Annotated in this window: 17 protein-coding genes and 1 pseudogene; 1 reads left to right on the top strand and 17 read right to left on the bottom strand. The window is 52.9% G+C overall.

Features of this window, described 5'->3' with window-relative positions; genetic code table 11:
• Positions 1 to 18: 18 nt before the first annotated feature.
• From MKX70_RS12765 to MKX70_RS12720, 10 genes are all read right to left on the bottom strand, one after another.
• On the bottom strand, positions 19 to 1,341 hold the full coding sequence (locus tag MKX70_RS12765; protein WP_197072983.1) for a hypothetical protein: 1,323 nt from the start codon (positions 1,339 to 1,341) through the stop codon (positions 19 to 21).
• Between the two features lie 76 nt (positions 1,342 to 1,417).
• Positions 1,418 to 2,605, bottom strand: coding sequence for a glycosyltransferase (locus MKX70_RS12760; RefSeq protein WP_340783207.1), 1,188 nt, complete (start codon positions 2,603 to 2,605; stop codon positions 1,418 to 1,420).
• A gap of 177 nt (positions 2,606 to 2,782) precedes the next feature.
• Positions 2,783 to 3,955, bottom strand: coding sequence for a glycosyltransferase family 4 protein (locus MKX70_RS12755; protein ID WP_340783205.1), 1,173 nt, complete (start codon positions 3,953 to 3,955; stop codon positions 2,783 to 2,785).
• 283 nt (positions 3,956 to 4,238) lie between these two features.
• Positions 4,239 to 5,426, bottom strand: a complete 1,188-nt coding sequence (locus tag MKX70_RS12750; RefSeq protein ID WP_052416698.1) for a GGDEF domain-containing protein — start codon at positions 5,424 to 5,426, stop codon at positions 4,239 to 4,241.
• Between the two features lie 58 nt (positions 5,427 to 5,484).
• Positions 5,485 to 6,642 carry a GGDEF domain-containing protein gene (locus tag MKX70_RS12745; RefSeq protein ID WP_042238867.1) on the bottom strand — a complete coding sequence of 386 codons (1,158 nt, stop codon included), beginning with the start codon at positions 6,640 to 6,642 and terminating at the stop codon, positions 5,485 to 5,487.
• A 204-nt stretch (positions 6,643 to 6,846) separates the two neighbouring features.
• On the bottom strand, positions 6,847 to 8,223 hold the full coding sequence (gene murC / locus MKX70_RS12740) for a UDP-N-acetylmuramate--L-alanine ligase (RefSeq protein WP_042238869.1): 1,377 nt from the start codon (positions 8,221 to 8,223) through the stop codon (positions 6,847 to 6,849).
• Between the two features lie 7 nt (positions 8,224 to 8,230).
• A complete protein-coding gene (locus MKX70_RS12735; protein WP_042238870.1) occupies positions 8,231 to 9,607 on the bottom strand; it encodes a bifunctional folylpolyglutamate synthase/dihydrofolate synthase in 1,377 nt (458 codons plus the stop codon).
• Between the two features lie 5 nt (positions 9,608 to 9,612).
• Complete coding sequence (locus tag MKX70_RS12730) at positions 9,613 to 12,249, bottom strand: valine--tRNA ligase (protein ID WP_042243305.1); 2,637 nt, start codon at positions 12,247 to 12,249, stop codon at positions 9,613 to 9,615.
• Between the two features lie 906 nt (positions 12,250 to 13,155).
• A complete protein-coding gene (locus MKX70_RS12725) occupies positions 13,156 to 14,556 on the bottom strand; it encodes a LysM peptidoglycan-binding domain-containing protein (protein ID WP_042238871.1) in 1,401 nt (466 codons plus the stop codon).
• 138 nt (positions 14,557 to 14,694) lie between these two features.
• On the bottom strand, positions 14,695 to 16,116 hold the full coding sequence (locus MKX70_RS12720) for a glycosyltransferase family 4 protein (RefSeq protein ID WP_340783196.1): 1,422 nt from the start codon (positions 16,114 to 16,116) through the stop codon (positions 14,695 to 14,697).
• A 197-nt stretch (positions 16,117 to 16,313) separates the two neighbouring features.
• Here MKX70_RS12720 and MKX70_RS12715 point away from each other — a divergent pair, with 197 nt between their 5' ends.
• Positions 16,314 to 17,555: a GGDEF domain-containing protein gene (locus tag MKX70_RS12715; RefSeq protein WP_340783194.1), complete on the top strand. Its 1,242-nt coding sequence runs from the start codon at positions 16,314 to 16,316 to the stop codon at positions 17,553 to 17,555.
• Between the two features lie 187 nt (positions 17,556 to 17,742).
• On the opposite strand, the gene ypfJ is transcribed toward MKX70_RS12715, so the two are convergent.
• From ypfJ to cobA, 7 genes and pseudogenes are all read right to left on the bottom strand, one after another.
• Entirely contained in the window at positions 17,743 to 18,600 is an 858-nt protein-coding gene (gene ypfJ / locus MKX70_RS12710) for a KPN_02809 family neutral zinc metallopeptidase (protein ID WP_042238879.1), read from the bottom strand.
• A 172-nt stretch (positions 18,601 to 18,772) separates the two neighbouring features.
• On the bottom strand, positions 18,773 to 19,327 hold the full coding sequence (locus tag MKX70_RS12705) for a hypothetical protein (protein WP_042238882.1): 555 nt from the start codon (positions 19,325 to 19,327) through the stop codon (positions 18,773 to 18,775).
• A 195-nt stretch (positions 19,328 to 19,522) separates the two neighbouring features.
• Positions 19,523 to 19,960 (bottom strand): hypothetical protein, encoded by a 438-nt coding sequence (locus MKX70_RS12700; protein WP_340783189.1) that lies wholly within the window; start codon positions 19,958 to 19,960, stop codon positions 19,523 to 19,525.
• 770 nt (positions 19,961 to 20,730) lie between these two features.
• Positions 20,731 to 21,492: pseudogene (locus MKX70_RS12695) on the bottom strand (RluA family pseudouridine synthase); the annotation flags it as partial.
• Positions 21,493 to 21,578: 86 nt separating this feature from the next.
• Positions 21,579 to 22,880 (bottom strand): glutamate-1-semialdehyde 2,1-aminomutase, encoded by a 1,302-nt coding sequence (gene hemL / locus MKX70_RS12690; protein ID WP_042238888.1) that lies wholly within the window; start codon positions 22,878 to 22,880, stop codon positions 21,579 to 21,581.
• 45 nt (positions 22,881 to 22,925) lie between these two features.
• Positions 22,926 to 23,924, bottom strand: coding sequence for a porphobilinogen synthase (gene hemB, locus MKX70_RS12685; protein ID WP_340840135.1), 999 nt, complete (start codon positions 23,922 to 23,924; stop codon positions 22,926 to 22,928).
• 151 nt (positions 23,925 to 24,075) lie between these two features.
• Entirely contained in the window at positions 24,076 to 25,623 is a 1,548-nt protein-coding gene (cobA, locus tag MKX70_RS12680; protein ID WP_340841651.1) for a uroporphyrinogen-III C-methyltransferase, read from the bottom strand.
• Between the last annotated feature and the right edge of the window lies 1 nt (position 25,624).

Below are 25,624 nucleotides of genomic sequence, written 5' to 3'. Positions count from 1 at the left end.
ATACAATTGGGTGGATGTTCAGCTTATCGCAGACAGCAGACTTTTCTGGCCGGTCAAAAAGCTCATCATAGCCTCCTGCACTTCCCAGAGCAAGCCCTCTGCCTTATTCTTGCCGTACTCGTTCAGTGCGGATATTCCCCGGCTCATGGATTTCTCCAGCCCGGCGGCAAAATTCTTCCCTTCCGTCGACAGCCCCGACTCCAGCTGCTTGACGGCTTGGGTCCACTGCATATGAAGATCACTTACCGCTGAGCTGTCGGTACTGCTGGCCGCACCGCTCAGCAGCGAAGCAGACAGGCCGCTCAGCTCACTCAACAACTGGCTGCTGACCGCAAAATAGCTGTCCACCACTTCCGCCGTTCCGTTAAAGCTGACCTGATCTACAGCGGGTAAGGCCACTTCCCTTACATACAGCTCGATCCCCTGATTCTTCAGACCGCTGCTGAGCAGCTTGGCCTGCTCACGCTCAGGCGACATCCCGGCGTACACCCGGTTGCCGTCCGCCGGGTCCAGACCTGCGGCAAGCCCTGCGGCCAGCAGCTCCTGCTGAGCCTGCGCAGCACCAGCCGGTGTGCTGAATACGCCGTATTGGAGCAGATAATAGCTTTGCGCCGCAATCTGTACCGGAACATGCGCTGCGACCGCCTCACTGGTTCCTTCAACCGGCACGCCGGTGATATCTGCTTCCACTCCACCGCCAGTATCATTCTGGCTCTGAACGGCCCCCGTCTGAACAGCAGAACTGCCGCTTCCATTCCCGGTGCCCGTCCCTCCGCCACTGATGAAGGACAGCGCTGCATAGCCGAGCAGGATTCCCGTGCCTAATGCTCCCGCTACTGACAAAGCAAACTTCCACCAATAAGATGGGCGGCGGGTATGGTAGGAGCCTCCATACAGATTCCCGTGCGTGCTGAACTGCCCAAACCGCTCCTGCTCAGCGCCCCGCTCATCCTCAAACAGCGGGTAGTTCTCACCTGGCGGTGCATTATCATCGTCCCTGTAAACCTCCGCATAAACTGGAATTGTGCGTGTTCTTGAGTCTGGAAGATATGGATACTGTCCAGTATCATACTCTCCATCTGAATCATCCCAGTTCCGGCGGCGCGGACCAGAGGATTTCATATAAGATACTTCAGCTGCACGGGGGATTTCCACCCGCTCCAGATCAACGATGTATTCAGCTGCACGGAGATCGAGGGCCGCTCTGATCTCCTCACGCTGTTCCCTGTCCTCAACTTCCAGAGTTCTAACAGGTTCTCTTACTATACGGCGGTCTGCCATTTCTGCCTTACGTTCTGCCGTCTCCTCATCAAACCGGAATGTCATTCTTCCGCTATTCAATGCTCACACCTCGCTATCTTCAGTTCTATACTGAAACATATGATAGAGGTGAGATAGATATGCTATATTAATATATTTATACCAGACTAAGTACTTTCTCCCTAACCCCTTCCGCCGCGTAGTGCTTGAGCAGTGTCCGGTAAGCCTGATCCGCAATAATGTAGCCGAGCTCCGGCGTTGTCAGCAGCTTCACCAGCTGGCCCGCAAAGACTGCACTCGTGCCTGCGAGCAGAATATCCCGTCCCGTCTCACAGATTAATTCCTCCGAACCGCTCAGGCTGCAGACGACCGGCGTCCGCAGCGCCCAGGCTTCCAGGATCTTAATCTGCCCCCCGCAGCCTTCGCGCAAAAAAGCTGCCACAGCGCTGGCCCGCCGGATGTAATCGGCTGTATGTTCATATTCCCTGACAATTTCCATAGAAGCATCATTAAGGGCTAAGGCGGCAACCTCCGGATGGACTTCCTCACTGATCAGATAACACCGGAAATCCGGCACCTCGGCTTTGACCAGAGGGTATATCTTCTTTAAGAACAATAAGGCCACATTCTTGCCCTGGCTGGTATTCATATTCCAATGAAGGACAATGGATTTCTCTTTGTTTACTGTCTCACCGGAGGCATAAGCAGGCTCCTTCAGGTCAATATAAGGCGGAATTACATGAACCTTGCCTGCATCCGCAAAGGATAACGCCTTAAAGGAAAGGGCATCCCATTCTGTAGCGGTCAGCAGCAGACTGGTCTTGTTCATTAATCTCCGCTCTTCCCGGCGGATCAGTGCAGCATTCAGCTTATGATAGCTTTTGCTAATTCCGCGTTTGCCGGCCGCCCTATTCTCCAGCATTCCGCTCCCGAAACGGTGGGCATCTGTAATAATGACTGCCTCCGGAAGCAATGAGGATACAATATCCAGGCAATTACTCAGCATATAATAGGAAATAAACACATGACTGTATGTATTCAAGCGGCACATCTCCGTGATTTCAGACCGCAAAGACTTATCATTACCGATCAGCGGAGAGTGTGAGCGCAGCTTGCTCAGCGGGTGCAGCAGTGACCTCTGTGAAGCAGAAGACCTCTTCACCTGGTGCACCGTAAGTGCAGGCCCAGGCTCTACCGCCAGCTCACGGCGGCAATGACAATATTCGAGCAGATCAATATCAAACCGCTCCAGCAGAATATCAAGAAAATTCTCTGTTCTTATTTCTCCTTCTAAATCTTCGGGATAACGACTCTGGGCTGATAGGAACAGCATTTTCTCTCTCATGGCTATAGCTCCTTGGTTCTATGTAAATGGTTATTGTTGTATACAAAGAAAAATAGGCCGGATTACATCCAGCCTTCATTTATGAATCTTTAGATGTAGATCAATAGTAACGCAGTTCCCGGAAAAAGATTGTCGATTTATGGGATGAAATAATTTTTTTTTGTATTCCCCTTACAATTAGACAAGACTTAGCAGCTTTTCCCGGACACTTTCCGCCTCATAGTTAGCCAGCAGGGTCTGGTAGGCACGGTCCGCAAGCACTACTCCCTTTTCGTGATCCTGAAGTAATTGAGTCACGCTTTCGGCAAACGTAACCGGATCATCGGCAATCATAATATTCGCGGAATGCTCATACAGCAGCCCTTCTGCTCCTTTGGTGGTTGAAACGACAGGAGTCTTGAGCGCCCAGGCCTCCAGTATCTTCAGGCGTGTTCCGCTGCCCTCCTGCAGAGGGGCGATCACAACCTGCGCCTTCCGTATATAGTCCGCCACACTGTCGACATATCCGGTGATGATGATGGAAGGGTCCTGGTCCGCCAGAGCAGCAACTTCCGGATGCACATCCCGGCCGACGATATACCATTTGATGCCCGGAATCTTGGCTTTGATGAGCGGATAGATCTGACGGTAGAAATAGGTAGCTGCATTAATGTTCGGGAAGTAGTTCATATTGCCCGGGAGGATAATCCACGGCTCTTTCGGAAAAAGCGTATTTGTCCGATAATCGCCCATCCGGATGAAGTTAGGGATTACGTGGACCTTGATAGAATTTGTAAAAGAAAGTGCCTTAAAGCTCAGCCCATCCTGTTCGGATGTTGTAAGCAGCAGATTGGTCTTGTCCATCAGCTTAAGCTCATCTCTGCGCGTCCATACCGCATTAAGGGAATAAAAGAGTTTGGCGATCCCCCTCTTCCTGCGGGCAAGCTGTGCAGATAATCCGCTCTCAAAGTTATGCGCGTCTGTAATAATAACTGTGCCAGGCAGGGAACGGCGCACAATGTCAATGCAGCAGCCGAGCAGACTATGGGAAATAAAGACATGGCTGTATGCATGCTGTCCGCAGAGCTCTGTAATCTTCTCTTTCATATCCACATCTACATGGCTCATATAAGAGCAATTGCGCCATTTGTACAAGGAGCGAAGCATCGCCTTGCGGTAATTCATTGTGCGCTTCACCTCATGCACGGTAAGGGACGGTATGGCCTCCGTATCTTTGGAACCTGAATACGTTAAGAGATCCACATCGTATTTGGCGAGTAAAATATTCAGAATATTGCCCGTTCTCAGCTTGCCACCGCTATCCTGCGGAAATGGATTCTCTGCAGATATGAACAGCAATTTTTCCCTCATGGCTTCTTCTCCTACTCTCCATTTATCTATCTGTCTCTGGCAATGCCAGGTATCTAGCATATATTACCCCAAAGTTCTAAGAAGTTTTGTCGTTTCTTGGCTAATGCAAAAATAATTTCAAAAAACTGTAATTTTACGAAGCCCGGACGCAAAACAGCGCTGCTCCAATAACAGGAGAAGCGCTGCGCTGCTTAGATATGTTGTTCTATATAAAACGCATTTTAGATGACAACTAATCAAAAATGTTGTAACAGCGGGTTGAACCCGTGAAACCCTTGCACATTCAGGAATGTGCTTCAAACTCCCTCGCTGCATAGCCATGGCTACGGACCACACAATTGCGTCCGCGCTGCTTCGCCTGGTACAGGGCGGTATCGCTCAGCTTGTACAAAGTATTGAGCGGGACGCGCTCGCCCGAGACAATCGTAATCAGACCGATGCTCACGGTATAAGAGAGTGTTATGCCATCAATGGTGGCGTCCAGCACGGACCGGCGCAGCCGCTCAGCCACCTCCTCACTGGCTTCCTCATCCGACCGGTGCAGCAGCACAGCGAATTCTTCGCCGCCGAACCGTCCGAACAGGTCCCCGTTGCCGAGCTGACGCTCAATTCTGCGGGCAAAGTCGCGCAGCACCTTGTCGCCTGTATCATGGCCATAAGTATCATTCACCTGTTTGAAATGGTCCACATCCAGCAGCAGGAAAGAGAAGGGCGCCATCTCCTTGGCAGCCGCAGCAATCAGAGGCCGGACACGCAGCACGAATGCTCTGCGGTTAAGGATGCCGGTGAGTTCATCGTATGTGGCTGCACGCTCCAGTTCCGCATAGGACTGCTCCCTGGAGAGCAGCATGAAGCCGGCAGTTCCGAGAAACATCAGCAGGTATATTCCAATATAGAAAAAGACTTGAATCCACTCACCAACGGGTGAGCCCTCAGGCGGAAGATATACCAGTCTGCTTGCATAGCAGAGCATCGAGAGAATAACAATTCCGTATAGCAGGCCCATAATTTCCTGAAGCGGTGTTTTTTTCATTTTCCAGCATAGTATATACGCAGGATAACTCAGCAGCAGTGCCCCAGCAAGCGAGGCAGACGCAATTAGCCGCGGCTCGTCCGGAGACAGCAGATACTGTAGAAGCAGACCAAGCGCGGCACATCCGGTTAGTGTATAATAAATCCGTTTTATCCGTTCGGAATAGTCCTCCAGCATCTTGAGCAGCGCGAAGATTTCTGCGGTTCCTCCGGCCAGATTCAAGAGAAGAATGCAGGGGAGCACAGTCATAAATACACGATATTCCCTTAACAACAGAAGGATCATAATCACCAGCTGCAGAATTTTGGCGGTCAGGAACAGCAGGGATGTACCATCTTTCGGAGAATGCGACCGGTAAGCCAGAGTAAGCATAACCGTAAAGAAATTACCAAAAAAGAGACACGCCAGCAGTGTCTTGAAATCCAAACTGGCAACCATAGCGTCGCACCCCCATGCTCATCGATGTCATATGTATGATGTGTATAATCCCATTCTTTTACCCGGCTCTGACCACACGGTCCCGTCCGTCCTGCTTCGCCTGATACAGGGCTCTGTCACTAAGCTTGTACAGAGTATTCAAGGCGGTCTGCTGTTCAGGAAGTATTGTAATCATTCCGATGCTTACGGTATACCCGCCGGCAAGACTGTCTCCCGAAGCTGCCTTGACGGCTTGGCGCAGTTCTTCCGCCTTGCGGCTGCTGTTCTCCACATCCTGCCCATAGAGCATAATGGCAAATTCTTCGCCGCCAACCCGGCCGAACAAGTCACCGATTCCCAGCTGGCTCTCAATGGTAAGCGCGAAATCCTGGAGTACTACATCGCCCTTGTCATGTCCATATGTATCATTCACTATTTTGAAATGGTCCAGATCCAGCAGCAGCATTGAGCAGTATTCACGCTTTCTTGCTGCCATTGCCAGCTTCAGCTCAGCTTCTATCAGGAAAGCCCTGCGGCCAAGGATTCCGGTAAGGCTGTCATAAGCGGCTATGCGCTTCAGCTTCTCATAAGAATGCTCATTGGAGAGCAGGATGAACGCTGCAATTCCCACGATCAGCATCAAAAACATCCCCAGGTAATACAAGTACTGTGCCGGATTACCTGTCAGCGGTCCCATCTCCGGCTCCAGAATCAGCGCGACAAAGGACCGCAACAGCATCACGGCAGCAATGGTATAAAATACGCTTCCCATTATTCGCTGGAGCGGAGAACGTTCTTTACCCGCTGTCAAACGGTAACCAGGGTAGATCACAAACAGCATTACCCATAGCGAGGTCGTGGCCACCCTCAGGTTCGCATGGTTGAAGAATAGCGCGACGATAGAAAAGCTCAGAACACTGCCCACAACCAGCCCCCAATAATAGAGCTTCGCCTTACGGTCCATCATCCCCATCATCATCAGCAGGGCCGAAATTTCCAGACCTCCTCCAGCCAGAATGAGTGCATTGCTCACAGGTATGACGATCCAATGGGGAATATAATCCCATAGCAGAATAGAGCCCCAGAACACGACCTGAAGCCACTTTGCAGTAATAAACAGGACCGAGGCGGTATCCTTGGCGAAATGGTAGCGGTAAAAGGTAATCAGCAGACCGGAAAACAAGTTTCCCAAGATGAACAAGTACAACAGTGTATTAATATCAAGCTGAAAGCTCATGAGTACACCACCAAATATACGGGAATACCTTCTCTTTTATGGAGGAACATATCATTCACAAGCTATATCGGCAAAATGGCGGTTAATTTTCACTTCTAATTTTCCAGACGGGCCAGATGCCTCCAGACATAAAAAGAAGAAACGGCTTCGCTGTCCTTATTCAAGGAACGGAAACCGTTTCTGTTAAAATACCTACCTATCCTATTAACGATTCTTCAGATCATCCGCCAGAGCATACCCGACCTTCCAGATATCACCCGCACCCATTGTAATCACCAGATCACCGGGAGCAATGCGGTTCTGCAGGTCAGCCAGCACAGCTTCCTTCGTCGGCAGATGCCGTGCACCGGCGTTGCTGTTCTGCACAATCAGCTCTACCAGCTTCGCAGAGGTGACTCCCTCGATCTGTTTCTCTCCGGCAGGCGAGTAGATATCGGTAATAATCACTTCATCCGCTTCGCTGAACGCACGGCTGAACGCATCCAGCAGGAAGAAGGTACGCGTGTAGCGCTGCGGCTGGAACACGGCGATAATCCGTTTGCCTGTAGCCTTGGCAGCACTAATGGTAGCCTGAATCTCCGTTGGATGATGCGCATAATCATCAATGACGAGAATCTCGTTGATCTCTCCCAGCACCTGGAAGCGCCGCTTGGCACCGTGGAATTTCACGATTGCTGCAGCGATCGCTTCAAAGGCAATGCCGGATTTCAGACAGGAAATTACCGCCGCCATTGAATTATACAGATTGTACTGCCCCGGAATAGAAAGCTCAATACGGCCCAAAACCTCTGTACCGCGATTCATCGTGTACGACACCTGGCGGTCGCCCAGAACGATGTCGGTCGCCGTGTAATCTGCAGTCTCCGAATGAATTCCGTAGGTGATAACCGTACCTTTTACTTGAGGCAGCAGAGATTTCACATTCTCATCATCCGCACACACAATAGCCGTTCCGTCCTCACGCAGCTGGTTCATAAACTGCACATAAGCTTTCTTCAGTTGGCCGAAATCACCGCCGTAGTTCTCCAAATGGTCGGCTTCAATATTCGTTACAATCCCCAGCCAAGGATGATACTGCAGGAATGAGCCATCACTCTCATCCGCTTCGGCTACAACGAATTCCCCTTGTCCTGCCTTGGCATTCGTACCGACGTTCATGATCTCCCCGCCAATAATATACGTAGGGTCCACTCCACAGTCTTCCATAACCAGAGCAATCATCGACGAGGTAGTCGTCTTGCCGTGCGCACCCGCAACAGCTACACCCTTGCGCTCATTCAGCAGGCGGGCAAGCATCTGCGAACGGTGAAGAATCGGTATTTTGAGACGCTCCGCTTCTACCCATTCTACGTTATCCGACGCAAGCGCCGTAGAATATACGACCAGATCCGCGCCTTTGACCTGTTCGGCCGTATGTCCGATGTAGACCTTGGCACCCTTAGCAATCAATTTCTCCGTTAACTCTTGGGCAGCTACGTCAGAACCCGTAACTGTATATCCCATCTCCAGCATCACCCGGGCAATCGCGCTCATACCGTAGCCGCCGATCCCTATAAAATGCACACGTTCAGTAGTATCCAACAGTTCGTCACCAGCCTTTTTCAGAATCGGGTTGCCGTAAAAGCGTACTGCGTACATCAGAAATCAAATACAGCGTTCCGGACACGACCGCAAGGTCATCGTCCGCTGTGATCGTCTGCAGCAGATGCAGCGCTTGGCCCCAATTACGTTCTACTATGATTTCCAAGTTTTCCTTGGCATATTTATTCCGCAGACTTTCTGCGATGGCCTGCAGATCTTCCGCGTCCATTTTCTTCCGGAAATCCGGTTCGGTCAGGATGAGCGTATCCACTATAGGCAGTATATGCTTGAGATACGACTCGTGATGCTTATTTGCCAGCATCCCCATGAGCAAATTTAATTTACCGTATGGCCCAAACTGCGGAAGACTCTTGGCCAGGCTCTCTGCACCTTCCGGATTATGCGCTCCGTCCAGAATAATTCTGGGCGAAGTGCCTACTTCCTCCAGCCTGCCGGCCCAGAATGTACCGCGGAATCCCTCCAGCACATCCTCGTCCTCCAGCATGAAGGCCATATACTGCCGCAGCACCTCAAGGACCATCATAGCTCCCGCTGCATTCTCCAGCTGATGTTCGCCTTTCATAGCGATTTCCAGTTCAAGCGAGCGGAATGGACCCACGAAGGTGAAATGCTGGTGGCCGTCCCTGAGCTCTACGCCACTATAGCTGAAATCTTCTCCAGCCAAATATAGAGTAGAACGGGTAGACGCCGCTTTAGCCTTCAATACAGCAATGGCTTCCGGCTGGCTCACGCAGCTGACTGCAGGAACGCCCGGCTTAATGATTCCGGCCTTCTCACCGGCGATCAGCTCCAGTGTATCCCCGAGTACATCGGTATGATCATGTCCGACATTCGTGATTACAGACACTACCGGAGTAACAATATTCGTTACATCCAGCCTTCCCCCAAGACCTGTCTCCCATACGACTACATCCGGATAACAGACTTCGCCATAATAGAGAATGGCCAGTGCCGTCGACACCTCGAACATGGTCGGCGAACCCAGTTCGCCGCCTGCGATCTCCTGAACCAGCGGACGAAGTTTATTAACGAGTTCCAGCAAAGTCTCTTCAGGTATATCGATCCCGTTGTACTGGAAACGGTTGGTGAATTTCGTGATATAAGGAGACGTAAAGGTCCCCACCGTGTACCCGCTCTGAATCAGTACACGGGTCAGAAATGCACAGGTAGAGCCTTTGCCGTTCGTCCCCGCCACGTGAATGAACTTGAGCTTGCGGTGCGGATGACCCAGCTTCTCCATCAGAAGCTCTATCCGCTCCAGCCCTGGCCGGATACCGAAAGGAATCAGGCTGTTGATCCAGTCTACCGCTTCTGTATAAGAACTTAAGGGAGCGGTACTGCCGCTCCGGGTGATCTCTTCCATATCCCTTATCCTCTCAGCTCTGCGATACGGGCGAGCACTTTCTCGCGTCTATCCGAATAGTCCGCCTGCTTCGCCCGCTCCTCTTCGATGACTTTCGCTGGCGCCTTGGCTACAAAGCCCTGATTGCCGAGCTTTTTCTCCACGCGTTCAACTTCGCTGTTCAGTGTCTGGACTTCTTTTTCCAGACGGGCAATTTCCTGTTCAATGTCGATCAGTCCTGACAACGGCAGAAGCAGCTCGGCTCCTGCAACCACAGCGGACATCACTTTATCCGGTGTCTGCGGCGCAAGGCCTGCTTCGAAGGAAGAGGTGTTGCAGAAGCGCCCGATGTAATTGTCGTTGCGGGAAATAATGTCCAGGGTTTCTTGACCCCCGGCTTTGATAATCAGTTCTACCTTCTTGCTCATTGGCACGTTCACTTCCGCACGGATATTACGAACGGCACGGATAACATCCATCAGGAGATTCATCTCTGCCACTGCCTGCGGATTCTCAAGCGCAGGTTCATACTTCGGCCATTCGGCCAGCGTGATTGTGTCGCCCTGATGCGGCAGATGCTGCCAGATCTCTTCCGTAATGAACGGCATGAACGGATGAATCAGGCGCAGCGTGCGGTCCAGTACATAGGCCAGAACCGATTGTGTCTTGGCCTTGGCAGCCGCATCCGCTCCGTACAGCGAGAGCTTGGCGAATTCGATATACCAGTCGCACAGATCATCCCAGATGAAGTTGTACAGCAGCCGGCCGGTCTCGCCGAACTCGTACGAGTCAATTAGACGCGTAATATCGCGGGAAGTTTCGTTCAGGCGGTGTAGAATCCAGTGATCTGCCGTGCTGAGCTCACCGGTAATGTCGATATCCTCAAAAGAAACACCTTCGAGATTCATCAGTGCAAACCGTGAAGCATTCCAGATCTTGTTGGCAAAATTGCGCGCCTGCTCTACCTTTTCCATCCGGAACCGCAGATCCTGGCCGGCCGTGCTGCCTGTAGAAATCATGTAGCGCATGGCGTCCGCACCATACTGTTCAATAACATCCAGCGGGTCGATCCCGTTGCCGAGCGATTTGGACATTTTGCGTCCTTCCGCATCGCGTACGAGACCATGCATCAGCACATCAGAGAATGGCTTCTCCCCGGTGAATTCCAGCGCCGAGAAGATCATGCGGGCTACCCAGAAGTAGATGATATCGTAGCCGGTAACCAGCACATTGTTCGGATAGTAACGCTGATAGTCGCTGCTGCTCTCATCAGGCCAGCCCAGCGTGGCGAACGGCCAGAGGTTCGAGCTGAACCAGGTATCCAGAACATCCTCATCCTGCTTCAGGTCCGTTAGACCGCTGATTCTGCGCGCTTCTTCTTCATCATTCGCAACAACGATCTCACCGGTAGATTCGGAGTACCAGGCCGGGATGCGGTGGCCCCACCACAATTGGCGGGAAATACACCAGTCGCGTACGTTCTCGATCCAGTTCAGGTAAGTCTTCTCAAAGCGGTCCGGTACGAAGTTAACACCGCTGCCATCCTTCTGCGCTGCGATGGCCGCTTCTGCCAGCGGCTGCATCTTTACGAACCACTGGGTGGACAGGTAAGGCTCAACTACGGCTCCCGAACGCTCGCTGTGTCCAACCTGATGTACGTGGTCCTCAATGGATACAAGTACGCCCTGCTCTTTCAGGTCAGCAATGATCGCCTTGCGGCAGTCGCTGCGGTCCAGTCCCTGGTATTTGCCTGCTTCCGCATTCATAATTCCGCCTTCATCCATCACATTAATCTGCGGAAGATTATGGCGCACGCCCATCTCAAAGTCGTTCGGATCATGTGCCGGGGTAATCTTCACCGCGCCGCTGCCGAAGTCCTTATCTACATAGTCATCAGCGATAACCGGAATTTCCCGCAAGGTAATCGGCAGGATCAGCGTTTTGCCGATAAGATCCTTGTAACGGTCATCCTCCGGATGTACTGCAACCGCTGTATCGCCCAGCATCGTTTCCGGGCGGGTTGTAGCTACCGTAAGGTAACCGCTGCCGTCCTTAAGCGGATAGCGCAGATGATACAGATGACCGTTCACTTCTTTATATTCAACCTCGATGTCCGACAGAGCCGTGCGTGCAGCCGGATCCCAGTTAATGATGCGTTTGCCGCGGTAGATCAAACCTTTCTTATACAGCTGAATGAATACCTGGCGGACGCCGCTGGACATTCCCTCATCCAGGGTGAACCGTTCACGCGAGTAGTCCAGCGACAAGCCCATCTTGGCCCATTGCCCGTGAATCGTCTCCGCATATTGCTCCTTCCAGGCCCATACCTGCTCCAGGAACTTCTCGCGTCCCAGATCATGGCGGGAGATGCCCTGCTGGCGCAGCTTCTGCTCTACCTTGGTCTGCGTGGCGATACCCGCATGGTCCGTTCCCGGCAGCCACAGCGTGTCAAAGCCCTGCATCCGTTTGGTACGGATCAGAACATCCTGCAGTGTGAAATCCAGCGCATGACCGATATGCAGCATTCCTGTTACATTCGGCGGAGGAATAACAATGCTGTAAGGCTGCGCATCCGGACGTTTGCCTGCTTCGAAGAAGCCGTTCTCCATCCAGTAAGCATACCATTTCTTCTCCGCTGACCCCGGATCATAGGTAGTCGGCATATCGCTTTGCTTGTGATGCGCAGTAGCGGTGTCTTCTGCCGCTTCCAGCTGGTTCGTCAGCTCTGCTGCTGTATTGTTGTTATCAGCCATTGTGAACCCTCCATTAGAGAAAATGATGAGAAGCTTTTTGTATTCTGTAACGATCTGACAAGAGGAAACGGCTTTGCCGTCCTTACTACAGACGGTACCGTTTCAGCGAGAAATATAAGGATGATTGATCGAGTGAAACATACAAATCCTTATATTTAAATACAAAAAGACCCTTCGTCTCAAAGGACGAAAGGCCATTCTTTCGCGGTACCACCTTTGTTTCGCGCTAATCAGGTGTAAACGGCTGCGCCGTCCTTCATGGGACGGTATCCGTTTCAGAGGAAATACAAGGATAATGTATAATGTAAAACCTATACTTTCTTGTATTTCAAAAATAACCCCCTGCCTCAGGGCCCTTTTACAGGTCCGGAAGCTTAGCGCGACACTCATGCAGATAACGGCTGCGTCCGGCCACATCCTAACCTGGTCTCCATAAATGTGGAGGCAAGCTCAGAAGGGCGACTCCGGGGCGACTTCGGGGGCTGCATCCTGCGGAAATTCACAGCAACTACAATTCCGCTCTCTGAAGGGCTGACCGCCTACTCTTCCCGTTCCCAGTCTTTATGCTAGTTATTACTTATTTCAATAATACATTCAGTCCTAATCCTAGTCAACCAGCATACACACAAAGGGCAGAGTTTATACCACCCGGTTCAAAAAACTGTCTAAAGGAGTTGTAGGCTTCCAGCTTAACGGAGAATGTGCTTTCTTGGCATCGATAATACCCTATGTAAAAATAAGGCTGCCCCAAACAGCCATGTACATGGCTTGTGGGACAGCCCCCCGCAACTTCCTGCTAGCATCCCCCGGTCCATCTTAGGGAATATACAAAACCTGGCCTTCTTCTACATTCTGTCCGGAGAGCCGGTTGTACATGGACAGCTCTCTGGTACTAAGCTGATATTTCTCGGCAATCGTATCCAGTGTTTCTTCCCGCTGAACGATACAGAGCCGAACTTTGCGGAACAGCTCTGTACCGCCAAGGCCGCCGATGAACCGGCTTTTCCATTCGGTATCATTCCCTGCCTCAGGAATAACCGCCGCTTTGGAGGCCACCTCCTCGGAATGGAGAATCTCCTGCTCTTTGCGCGCGCGGCTGGAGCTGAGCAGCGAAGAGAAGGTCAATGGCTCCTGTTCGGCAATTGCCGGATCTTTTTTGCTGCCCAGCGCAATCTTGAGATCCTGCTTCTCCTCCTGTGGAGGTAAGAATTCCTCGGACACGAAGCTCTCATTGTCTATAGCCTGAACCTCTTCAGGCACTTCTTCATTCTCGGCCAGCACCGCAGCATCGTCACTGGCTGCGGATGTGAATACCGGCTCTGCCTGATTGGCTGCATGAAGATTGGCAGTACCCCAATGATCAACGGTATTCAAGGCGGTTGTCCCTGCCGGGAGCCCTGCCTCCTCCGTACCTGCCTTGAACGAATCATTCACCGCAGCAGGCTCTTCTGTCTTCTCGCGGGTAGGAAGAAAGTGACTGGAGACCGGTTCAGCCGCAGATTTGCTGTGATTCTCCCCGGAATCCGCTATTCCGGATAGAGCGGTTGCGGGCGAGGAATCCAGGCTATGCGTCCTTACCTTGGCTTCCTTGTCCTTCAACTGGGCGGATACTGAGGCCGAAGGCTGAGTGTACAAAGAGCCTTCCAGGAATAGCGGATTACCTGCAGCTTCCACGGATTCCGCATATTCCTGATCCTCCACAGAAACCTCCGCTACACCTTCCCCGTAGGTCCAGAGCGAATTTTCATATAGCGCATCATTCTCCGGCCCGCGGTTACCCTCTTCCGCCTTGTGGTCTTCAGCCTCAGGGGAATAGGCTACTGTATACTCCTCCTGCTGCCAGGCCGGCTGGGTATCCGCGTTTCCGATTCCGCGCAGCGAGAGCACCCCTGTTATGTTGACGGTTCGCATCGTAAGCAGGTCAATATCGAAATTCTCGATCTCAACCCCTATGTCTTCAAGTGAGCTGACCCGGGTCAGCGGGACTGTAATTTCAACAGGAATCGCGTGCTCCAGACGCTGTGTACGATCATCTTCCCCCCGGTAGAGTCCGGTGAGCAGCAGTTGCCCGTGCAATTCCGCCCGGTCCTCCCGCTGGATTACCTGGATGTCGGGAATCAGCTCGACTTCCTCCAGTTCAGCTATTCCCGGAAGCTCTTCCGAAAGGTGAATGCGTTCATAAATATCAAACCGCAAGCCGTGTGACTGGTCAAACACGGGAAATGTCCTCCTTCTTGGCATAATCTATCCCTGAGACAAGCCCAGAGCATAAGCCCAAAATGTTACTCCACTCATGTATATGCTTCAATCAGGAAGGCATGACAAACTTTGCCGCCTACTTCGGCGGACAGGAGATTATTTCGGATCGGTGAGTACTGTAAGAGGGTCCGGAATGGAATAATCGTGCGGGAGCCTAGCCCGCATGCTCGCTGCCAGCGGAATGCCGGGATACATCGCATTCAGCACATCGGCTGGATGGAAGGCTCCGGGAACCGGTCCGGCCGCCGGCTCTGCTCCCAAGATTGAACGGACAGCCGGGCTTTGTACGCTCTCACGCATACTTATGGCTTTACGGTATACATTCAGCGTTCCGGCCGCCATGACATCCAGTGAACGGCTACGCTGCGCCCACTCCCTTGCCTGGAAGCCGGTACGTACTCTCAGCTCCTCATTATCCAGCAGCTGCTCCAGCAGCCGGGCCAGCAGGGTGGCATCACCGGGAGGAACGATCCAGCCGGTCTCCCCGTGGCGGACCATTTCCGGCATACCTGAAGTGCCGGCAACAATTGGGGCAATGCCGGCAAGCTGAGCCTCGGTGACCGAGAACGGCTGTGTATCCTGCAGCGAAGGCTGCACATAAATATCAGCCTCGCTTAAGGTTGTCGGAATATTATCCAGCTTACCGGCAAAGCGGATATGCTCCAGAATCCCAAGCTGGCGCGCCTGTTCCCTGAGTTCTTCCAGCAGGCTGCCTATGCCGGCCACTACACAGGTCCAGTCTGTACGGTGCTTCTGCAGCATTCCTAGAGCCTCGATCAGCACATGCACGCCTTTGATATATTCGAGGCGTCCGGCATACATGATTACTTTGGTTCCCCCTCCGATCTTAAGCGGTGAAGGCTTCGCCGCCCTGGCCGCATACTGCTCCAGATTCACTCCATACGGCAAAGTATGAATCCGTTCCCTGCTTACACCGAGCTCCTGGGTCAGCTGACCCATCCAATTCGAAGAGACCATAATCAAGTCGGCCGACCGGGCCGCGAGCGCCTCCATCCGCCGGAAATACCGCCAGATCGGCCGCTGCTCATATTCCTCGCGGGTAAGTCCAGGCACAAGCCCTTTGTATTCATAATAAGCCTCCCGGGACAGTGCCCCGTGCACACTGGAGACGAGCGGAACCGGACGGCGCATAATCCGCCGCAGCGCATAGGAGGCAATGGGGTCCTGGGCATGAATGACATCGTAATTCTCCAGCCCCAGAACCGCCGCTCCACCCTCAAATACATAACGCCCCAGCTCAAAGCTGAATATGCCATGCTCCAGATGCAGATGCGGGAATAAAGTAATATCGAGGTGCGGGAGCAGCAGGGTGTAGAAGGCTTTTTTATCAAAAGAAGCATTCTGCCCCAGCAAGTACAAGGTGTTGTTCTCCACATGGCTTCCCATGAGTGTAACGGAGTGTCCCTGTTCGCTCAGCTTATCGGCAAGCTGTCTCATATACGTCCAGATCCCGCCCATATTGGTAAGGCCCCAGTAGGTAACCAGCAATATTCTCATAACTTCCTCTCCCCGACTAATAGATTCACTTCTGCACGAGAGCAGACGGCTCCACTTTAACAAAGTATTATATGAGCGCTGCCGGATATAGGACATGGGTGTATGGTTCAATCTATAATAATTTCAAAATAACTTTATAATCAAAAAACGTCTTTTCGGTTATAATCGGTATACATCCTGAAAGGAAAACTTCTGTCATGTCTAAAGCACGGGTATTTGACCTTTCCCTGTTTGCCGCTTCCGTTGCTATAGCTTTCATTCCCAAACATGCTATAGTTCTGGACGATACATATATCAAGGCGCTGGTGCTCTATACGATCTTCTCCAGCTTCTACTTTCAACTGCGCATCGTGACCCGGAGCGGGAATTCTACGATAGATTATGCTATAAGCTATACCTCTTCGTTCGGAATTTTTGCCGGACCGCTAGGCACCCTTCTGTTCGAAACCGTATACCGCTTCATTGTATTTTTCTATAAAAAGTTGACAAAAACCGCCGATCCGGGCGAATTTCTGGATACGTTCTACAACATTGGGTCCTTTACACTGGGCGGTTCGGCCGCGTATTATCTGTACACTGTGCTTCACCCTTTTGCGGAGAGATTTCCGCTCGGATACTGGCTCCTGTTTCTCCTGGTCGTCTGTGTCACCACATTGCTGTCCTCCACTTTCCTGATCATAACCTTCGCGCTCTCAGGAGACATCAAGACACGTAAGGAAGCCCGTCACCTGCTGTTCCGGAGCCGTAACCTGCTTGATTTCAGCAAGGTAGCTCTGACCAATGCACTGCTCCTGCGCCTGCTGCAAATGGAGAAATGGGAAATGCTGATTGCCCTCTTCCTGCTCAATTACATCGTCAGCCTCTCCTTCTATTCCAAATCGCAGAGCGCCCAGCACAAATATGAACGCGACAAGTTCGAGCAGATGGCTTACCGTGACTTCCTGACAGGAACTTATAACCGGGCTCACATGGATAAGATGATGAAGGAGCTGAACCAGAGCGGGGAATATATCGGAATTGTAGTGGCGGATATCGACCGTTTCAAAAAAATCAATGACTCCTTCAACCACGCCGTCGGTGACCGCGTCATTATTGATTTTGCCGATACACTGAAGCAATTTCTGCAGGAGGAAGACATCCTGTTCCGCAGCGGCGGGGAAGAATTCACTGTGTTTCTCAGGAACCGAACCTTTGAGGATTGCCAGTTACAGATTCAGGCAATCCTGGACAGCCTTCACGGACACTGCGTAACCGCAGAATTCGAGGAACAGATGATCCGCGTGCCATATTCCGCCTCGTTCGGACTATATTATTACAAGGCAGACCCCGGCCAGAAGACTTCTATGGAAAAAGGGTATGTCTACGCCGATCAGCTTCTGCTTGAATCCAAAAAACTCGGCCGGAACCGGCTCTCGTACCGCAATGACCTTCGTCCGTAGCCGGACTTTAGAACGGTGAAGATCAGGTACGGGAGCGCTGTGCATTGCAACAAAAGAACAAAAACGCAAAGCAGCGATCCTCCAATAATAAGAGAATCGCTGCTTTATTGACATTTAAAGCTTTTGAGAGGATAAAGGGCCTGTCTTCGCCAGTATAAACCAACATCGGGACGGATACCGCTTGCCTCTACAGCTCAGTGGCATTAAAGGTATCTCCGCCTTCAATAGTGCCGGAGTTGAACCCTTTGTAGAACCAGCGTTTGCGCTGCTCGGAGGTACCGTGAGTGAAGCTGTCGGGCACCACATAGCCTTGTGCCCGCTTCTGGATCGTGTCGTCACCCACCGCGCTCGCCGCGGTTAAGGCTTCCTCCAGATCCCCTTCCTCCAGCAGGTTCATTCCTTGGGCATGCTTCGCCCATACCCCGGCATAATAATCGGCCTGCAGCTCAAATCGGACCTGATATTTGTTAAATTCGGTCTCGCTCAGGCTCTGGCGCAGCGAATTTAGCTGCTCGGAAGCCCCCAGCAGTGTCTGCACATGATGACCCACCTCATGGGCAATTACATAAGCCATGGCGAAATCGCCCGGCGCATTGAATTGCTGCTGCAGCTCGTCGTAGAAGCTGAGATCGATATACAGCTTGGCGTCCCCGGGGCAATAGAACGGCCCGACTGCCGAACTGGCGGTTCCGCAGGCAGAGTCCACACTGCCGCTATAGAGTACCAGCGTAGGATCCTGGTACGTTTTTCCCTGCTCCTGGAAGACCTCAGACCAGACATCCTCGGTATCGGCCAATACTACGGAGACAAATTCCGACAACTCCTTCTCCTGTGCGGTCTGCTCGTAAGGAACATTAGAGCTGGTACTGGAGCCTGTGGAAGTCAGATTGCCCATAATGTCACCGATATTCCCGCCGCTCAGCAGCGTAACAATCACCACAATAATAATCCCGCTAATTCCGCCGCCAATCAGCTTGCCGCCTCCGCCTCTGCTTCCTCTGCGGTCTTCTACATTCGAGCTGCCTCTTCTGCCCTGCCATTTCATGGCCCAACCCCCAGTTATGAATTCCGGTTTACAGGATGTATTTCATCTTAATACTGTTATACCCATAAACGCAGGGGTCCCACTCGCCGGGGTATAAATTGCTTGAAAAAAAAGACCCCTCCGCAGCCGCAGCCGTGAAGAAGTCTTCTAATCGGATTATTAAAAAGGCAGCCTATTTCGCAGCTTTAGCAGCTTCCAAAATGGCTTTCAGGTAACCTTGGGTATCCACCAGAGTAGCACCGCTTACAGCATCAACTACTTGCTCAGCGGTCTTGTGTGTAAGAGTCATTTCAAGAGACTTGATAGTTTTGCCTGTAGCGAATTTCTCAACGGCAGCCAGGTTCTTGTCATAAGAAACTGTGGAGCCTGCGGCTTCAGCCATATGCTCGCTGTAGTATTTAGTGTTAGCTTTCTTGGAAGCCAGAACCACGTTAGGGTCTTTGTAGCCGTTCAGACCAAATTCTTTATCCGAGTTAGGAACGCCAGTTGCTACATCTGTACCCAGGAATTGATAATCATCCAGCGAAGCTGCAACGATTACGCCGTTCTGTACTACAGCAACAGCTACTGTGAAGCATTTGGTACCATGGGCAGCCGCTTCCACCCGGCCTACCTTAAGTGGTGCGCTCGCTGCAGATGTTACACTGTTCAGGGCGCCGCTGTTGCCTACCCCTACAAGTGCCAAAGAGATGCCAGCTACGAGCATTAGTTTTGTTACTTTTTTCACAAATATTCCCCCAGTTAATGTTATGAGATACGCTTACATACTATATTTATCAATATATTGGATACACGTCTATTACAAATGTTACTAGTTAACTGCAAATAATTGGGATATGTATTTTTAACAGGGAAATGAAGGGATAAATGGAGGTGAAACGCAATAAAAGACAAATTCCCCTCCATCAAATCAGCAACAATGTCAGCTGCAATTCTCTTTCACAGTCACTTTATTATTTGTTATCGTAACCTTGGAATATCCGGATAAAGATTCGGTGTAGGAGCATACCCCTATGGTCTGAAGGACATCCGGCGCTCTGGGATCTGTATATTTCAGATAAATGCCCCCTTCACCGCTTAAGCTAAGCCGGGGTCTAATTTTGATTGTTTTTCCGCTGCTGAGCGTTTTCCCGAGTTCATCTGTGGAAGCGCCGGCAGCTGCGCCCGTAACCACACCAGTCTCAAGGATGCTCAGATCAAAATCGGACTCATTGTTTACTGTCACCCTGAAGCTCTGGAACTGGGCAGCCATACTCAAAATGCCGTATTTGCTGTTCACCTGTGCGGCCAGTATAAATACGGCGGCAATAACCGCTGTACCCAGTGCTGTTGCCAGGACTACTCTGCGATTGCTTCTCATAAACTCATCTCCTTTACAGTAAGACGAACTGCATCGCGGAAATGTATCAGCCGCCCTGCGCTCCGCAAGAATATTTACAGCCGGATAGGCCTGGGTAACAGAACAGCAAGAGCTTGAAAAGAAATAGCAGCGTTGGCCTTATTCAGCCAATCTCTGTCGCTTCTATCAAACTGTTCTGCAGAAAGCAAAAAAAAGCAGCGCCCCTCCTATGAGAGAATCGCTGCTTTGCTTAATTTACATAGCTTCGCGGATGGAGATTAGCTGCTATATGAAATTCCATTTCAAATGGAAACTCGGAAACCTTCTATAACCGGCAGTTTAATTGCACGAAATACAACAAAAAGGGTAACCAGTTGCTAATCAGACGATTTAGTTGTACAAAGTACAATTAAGCCATACTGCGTACCTTAGGCATTATACTAGTTCAGCGGCTCCCCGCCTAATTGCACGCGAAGCTTCCGCATATCCTCCGGCCACGGATCAGATACTTCGACCCTGCTCCGGGTCCAGGGGTGAGCAAAAATAAGCTTCTCGCCATGCAGCGCCTGCCGGTCTGCACCTTCCGGCTTCGCCTTAGCCTTAAGCTTAACCTCCGGCCTGCCCGGACCAGCCAGCTTACCTGGCTCCAACAGTCCCGGTGTAATGCCCGCCTTCTCCTGCTCTTCGAACCAGGCTGTAATGGCCGACTTCACCTTACCCGGCTCTGTACGCAGCGGCAGCTTATCGTTCTTGCTGCCACCCGCACGGACACTGGCCGTATGCCAGCCGGGTCCGCCGTAGAGGTCATCCCCGTACAGCGGATGGCCCGCATGACTGAGGTGGACACGGATCTGGTGCGTGCGCCCCGTCTCCAGCTGCACCTTCAGCACAGTTCCGCCAGGCAGCGCTTCCCGCCCTATGATTCGCGTGACCGCCGCCTGTCCTCCCGGCGAGACCCGCCGGCGCGCCGCATGATGGCGGTCACGGCCGATCGGGGCATCAATCACGGTAAGCTCAGGCGGCACACTGCCTTCCACAATCGCCGCGTAAAGGCGGGATACGGTTTTGTCGCGCATATCCTCGTCCAGTACAAGCTGGGCGTATTCGTTCTTCGCATAGAGCACAGGTCCTGTTGTATCCTTATCCAGCCGGTGAATATGGCGGACGGCTACCCCTCCACCGGAAGCGGCATAATGCGCTGCGACGATATGATCCAGCGTTACGCCTGCTCCGCTGCCATCCGGATGAACCGCCATGCCCGCCGGTTTATGGACCACGAGGCAGAAGTCATCTTCGTACAGTACTACAAGCTCCTGCCATACCGGCTCAATACCCGCTTCCCGGTAAGGGAACAGGGATAGCATCAGCCGGTCGCCCTTCCACTGGATGCCGCCTTCGCGGCGCAGCCGCGCATGCAGCTTCTCCGGCATCCCGGCCGTGCCGAGCAGCCAGGCGTCAATGGCTGCCTGCCTGTCGGCCGCAGCCGTAATCACCCGGCCTGGCATGACTTGAAGCCACTCTCCGCGCCGGATCCATTTGCCGCCGCCGGTGATGTTCCTGATGACCGCGCCAGTATTCCCTGTACCTGCAGCCGCTCCACCAGGGATATTTGTGCCGGACAACTCCTCCGGCCCGCCTGTCATAGCGACTTCAGGGCATTATAATGGCCCTCAATCGTATCATCAATATCCTGCTCGCTGTGCACAGCGGATACGAACATGCCTTCAAACTGGGATGGCGGAACGCTGATGCCCTGATCAAGCATTTTGCCGAAATAACGCTTGAACAGATCCAGGTTGCTGGTCTTGGCCGTCTCGAAGTTGACCACCGGTCCTTCAGTGAAGAACGGGCAGACCATAGAGCCCACACGGTTAATGGTGAGAGGGATGCCAGTTTCCTGCGCGTTACGCTTAAGGCCGGCTTCCAGACGTGCACCCAGCACCTCCAGACGGGTATACACTTCAGGTGTCAGCAGCTTCAGCGTGCTGTAACCCGCCGCCATGGCCAGCGGATTCCCGCTGAGTGTGCCTGCCTGGTAGATCGGACCAGAGGGGGCGATTTGCTCCATAATCTCTCTTTTACCGCCATAAGCACCCACCGGGAGACCGCCGCCGATAACCTTGCCGAAGCAGGTCAGATCAGGGTCCAGCCCGAAGAGCCCTTGCGCACAGCCGCGGTCCACCCGGAAACCGGTCATCACTTCATCAAAAATCAGCAGCGCGCCGTACCCCGTCGTCACCTTGCGCAGACCCTCCAGAAAGCCCGGAAGCGGAGGCACTACACCCATATTCCCGGCAATCGGCTCAACAATCACAGCGGCAATCTCATTGCCGTAACGTTCGAACGCGATTTTGACCCCTTCCAGATCATTGTATGGCACCGTAATGGTGTTAATGGCTACGCCCTCCGGCACACCGGGGCTATCCGGCAGACCCAAAGTAGCTACCCCGGAACCGGCTTTGATCAGCAGGCTGTCGGCGTGGCCATGGTAGGAGCCCTCGAACTTGAGGATTTTGCTGCGTCCTGTATATCCGCGGGCCAGCCTGATGGCGCTCATCGTAGCTTCCGTTCCCGAGTTCACCATGCGCACAATGTCCACCGATGCTACACGTTCCACCACGGTTTTGGCCATTTCCGTCTCCAGCAGTGTGGGTGCGCCGAAGCTTGTCCCTTTAACCGCAGTCTCCTGCAGCGCCTTCACCACTTCCGGATGGGCATGGCCCATAATCAGCGGTCCCCACGAGCAGACGTAGTCGATGAAGCTGTTGCCGTCGATATCGTAGATGCGTGAGCCTTCGCCTCTGTCTACATAAACCGGGGTCAATCCTACGGATTTGAATGCCCGGACCGGGCTGTTCACTCCTCCCGGGATATACTGTTTTGCTTCTTCAAAAGCTATGCGGGAAGCCTCTTCCCTGCGTGTAAGCGGCACATTGCCCATACTTCTTCACTCCTGCTCTGCTGAATTTATACAGCTGAATATAGTCTAGCCGCGCAGCCAGCGCGCTGCATCCTTGGCGAAATACGTAATAATAATATCTGCTCCGGCGCGCTTCATGCCGGTCAGCATTTCCAGGACAACTGCCTGCTCATCGATCCAGCCCTGCTGTGCGGCCGCTTTTACCATTGAATATTCACCACTCACGTTGTACGCCACCAGCGGCAGATCGAACTGGTCGCGGATCGTCCGGATGACATCCAGATAAGCCAGCGCCGGCTTAACCATCAGCATATCAGCGCCTTCCAGCACATCTGAATCGGCCTCACGGATCGCTTCACGCAGATTGGCCGGGTCCATCTGGTATGTCTTGCGGTTACCGAACTGCGGCGCAGAATCCGCTGCTTCCCGGAAGGGGCCGTAGAAGGCGGATGCGTATTTTACCGAATAGGACATAATCGGCACATGCTCAAATCCATTCTCGTCAAGGCCGCTGCGGATCGCCTGCACGAACCCGTCCATCATATTGGAAGGCGCGATAATATCCGCACCGGCCCGGGCCTGGGATACCGCCGTGCGGGTCAGCAGCTCCAGCGAAGCATCGTTGATCACATCGCCATGTACTACGCCGTCAACTGTATGGGTATGTACCATACCGCAGTGGCCGTGGTCGGTGAATTCACACAGACAGGTGTCGGCGACAACCAGCAGCTCGGGGTACCACTGCTTAATCAGCCGGGTAGCCTCCTGCACAATGCCATCCTCAGCGAAACCGGAGGAGCCGATGGCGTCCTTCGTTTCGGGAATGCCGAACAGCAAGACGGCCGGAATTCCCAGGGAGACAATCTCATCCACTTCCGCCTTCAGAGTATCCAGCGAGAAGTGGTACACGCCGGGCATGGAGCCAATCTCATTCTTCACACCGGTACCGTAGGTCACAAATATCGGCTGGATAAAGTCCAGCACGTTCAGGACGGTCTCCCGCACCATTCCGCGGATTCCGGCTGTACCGCGCAAGCGGCGGTGTCTAGTCATTGGAAAGCTCATTGCTGTTTCCTCCTGTACAGTAAGTATTTAAACACATCTATCTGTCTCAAGCATTATTCGAATATGAAGTCACAAAATGCAGCGTTAAAATGATGCGCTCAATCGCAGTGCTCAGATTGCATTAACGGAATAGCGGAAACCAGGCTGCAGGTTATCTGAGCCTCGTTGTTTCATTCCAGCGGCAGAGCTCCTGCACCAGCCCTTCGATCGTCGCTTCGTCCGGGAGCAATCCTGGAGTCAACCCGGCCTCCACAGCAGTCTGTTCGGTTACCGGACCTATGCAGGCGATTTTGACCCCCGCCAGCAGCGTCAGCGGATCTTCCAGACCCATCCGTTTCAGGATAGAGATGAAGTTGCGCACCGTGGATGAGCTGGTGAAGGTGACTGCATGAATCCGTTTCTCTTCGAGCAGCTTCACCAGTTCCATATCATCTTCACCAGTGACCACAGTCTCATACGTATCCACTTCAGTCACTTCCAGCTCCAGCTCCCTCAGCTTGCCGGGCAGCCACTCGCGCGCCAGATCGCCGCGCGGCAGCAGCACCTTCTGCCCCGGCTGCAGCTGATCGCCGAAGGCTTCAATCAGCCCTTCTGCCTGGAACCGTCCAGGCAGCTCTTCGGCGAGCAGCCCGCGCGCGGCAAGCGCCTCAGCCGTAGCCGGTCCCACCGCGCAGATCCGCGCGCGGTGCAGACCGCGCAGATCCGTCTTCAGCTGCGTCAGATGCCGCATGAAGTAGTCCACGCCGTTCGGACTGGTGAAGAACACCCAGTCGTACTCTGGAAGCCGGCCAAGCGCTGAAGCAATCTCTGCCTGCTTGTCCGCATCACGCTGCATAACCGTCTCAATGACAGGGAACTCATACGGTTCGCCGCCAAGCTCCTCGATCCGGTCTACCAGTTCGCTGGCCTGGCTGCGGGCCCGCGTCACTACAATCCGCTTGCCGAACAGCGGCATCGCTTCAACCCACATGAGATGCTCACGCTGGAGCACTACATCGCCGACAACGATAACGGCCGGCGGCTGGAAATCGGCCGCCTTGACCTTCGCTTCAATGTCGGCAAGCGTGCCGGTCAGTGTCTCCTGATCGGCACGTGTCCCCCAGCGCACCAGCGCCACCGGCGTTTCCGGCGGACGCCCGTGCTTCATCAGCTGGGCGCTGATATATCCGATTTTGGCGACGCCCATCAGGAACACCAGGGTTCCTGTGGCGTTCGTCACCTTATCCCAATGAATGGAATGATCCAGCTTATCCGGGCTCTCATGTCCGGTAATGATCGACAGGGAAGACGCAGCCTCCCGGTGGGTTACCGGAATACCGGCGTACGCCGGGACGCTGATAGCCGAGGTAATACCCGGCACAATCTCGTAGTAGACGCCATGCCGGCGCAGCAGCTCCGCTTCTTCACCTACCCGGCCAAAAATCACCGGGTCCCCGCCCTTCAGACGCACTACCGTTTTGCCCTCCAGAGCGAGATCAACCAGCAGCTGATTAATGTCCTCCTGCTTCATCGTATGGCGGTCCGGCAGCTTGCCTACGTATATTTTCTCCCCGCCCGGCTTCATCCACTTCAACAGCCTTGGACTCGCCAGCCGGTCATAGACCACCACATCTGCCTTCTGGATACACTCCAGACCTTTGACCGTAATCAGCTTGGCATCCCCCGGACCTGCACCTACAAGATAAACCTTCCCCGCCATC

The organism is Paenibacillus sp. FSL R7-0312 (assembly GCF_038004445.1).
Lineage (GTDB): Bacteria > Bacillota > Bacilli > Paenibacillales > Paenibacillaceae > Paenibacillus_AQ.
The sequence above is the reverse complement of the archived record's forward strand: the minus strand, read 5'-3'. Positions and strand labels throughout refer to the sequence as shown.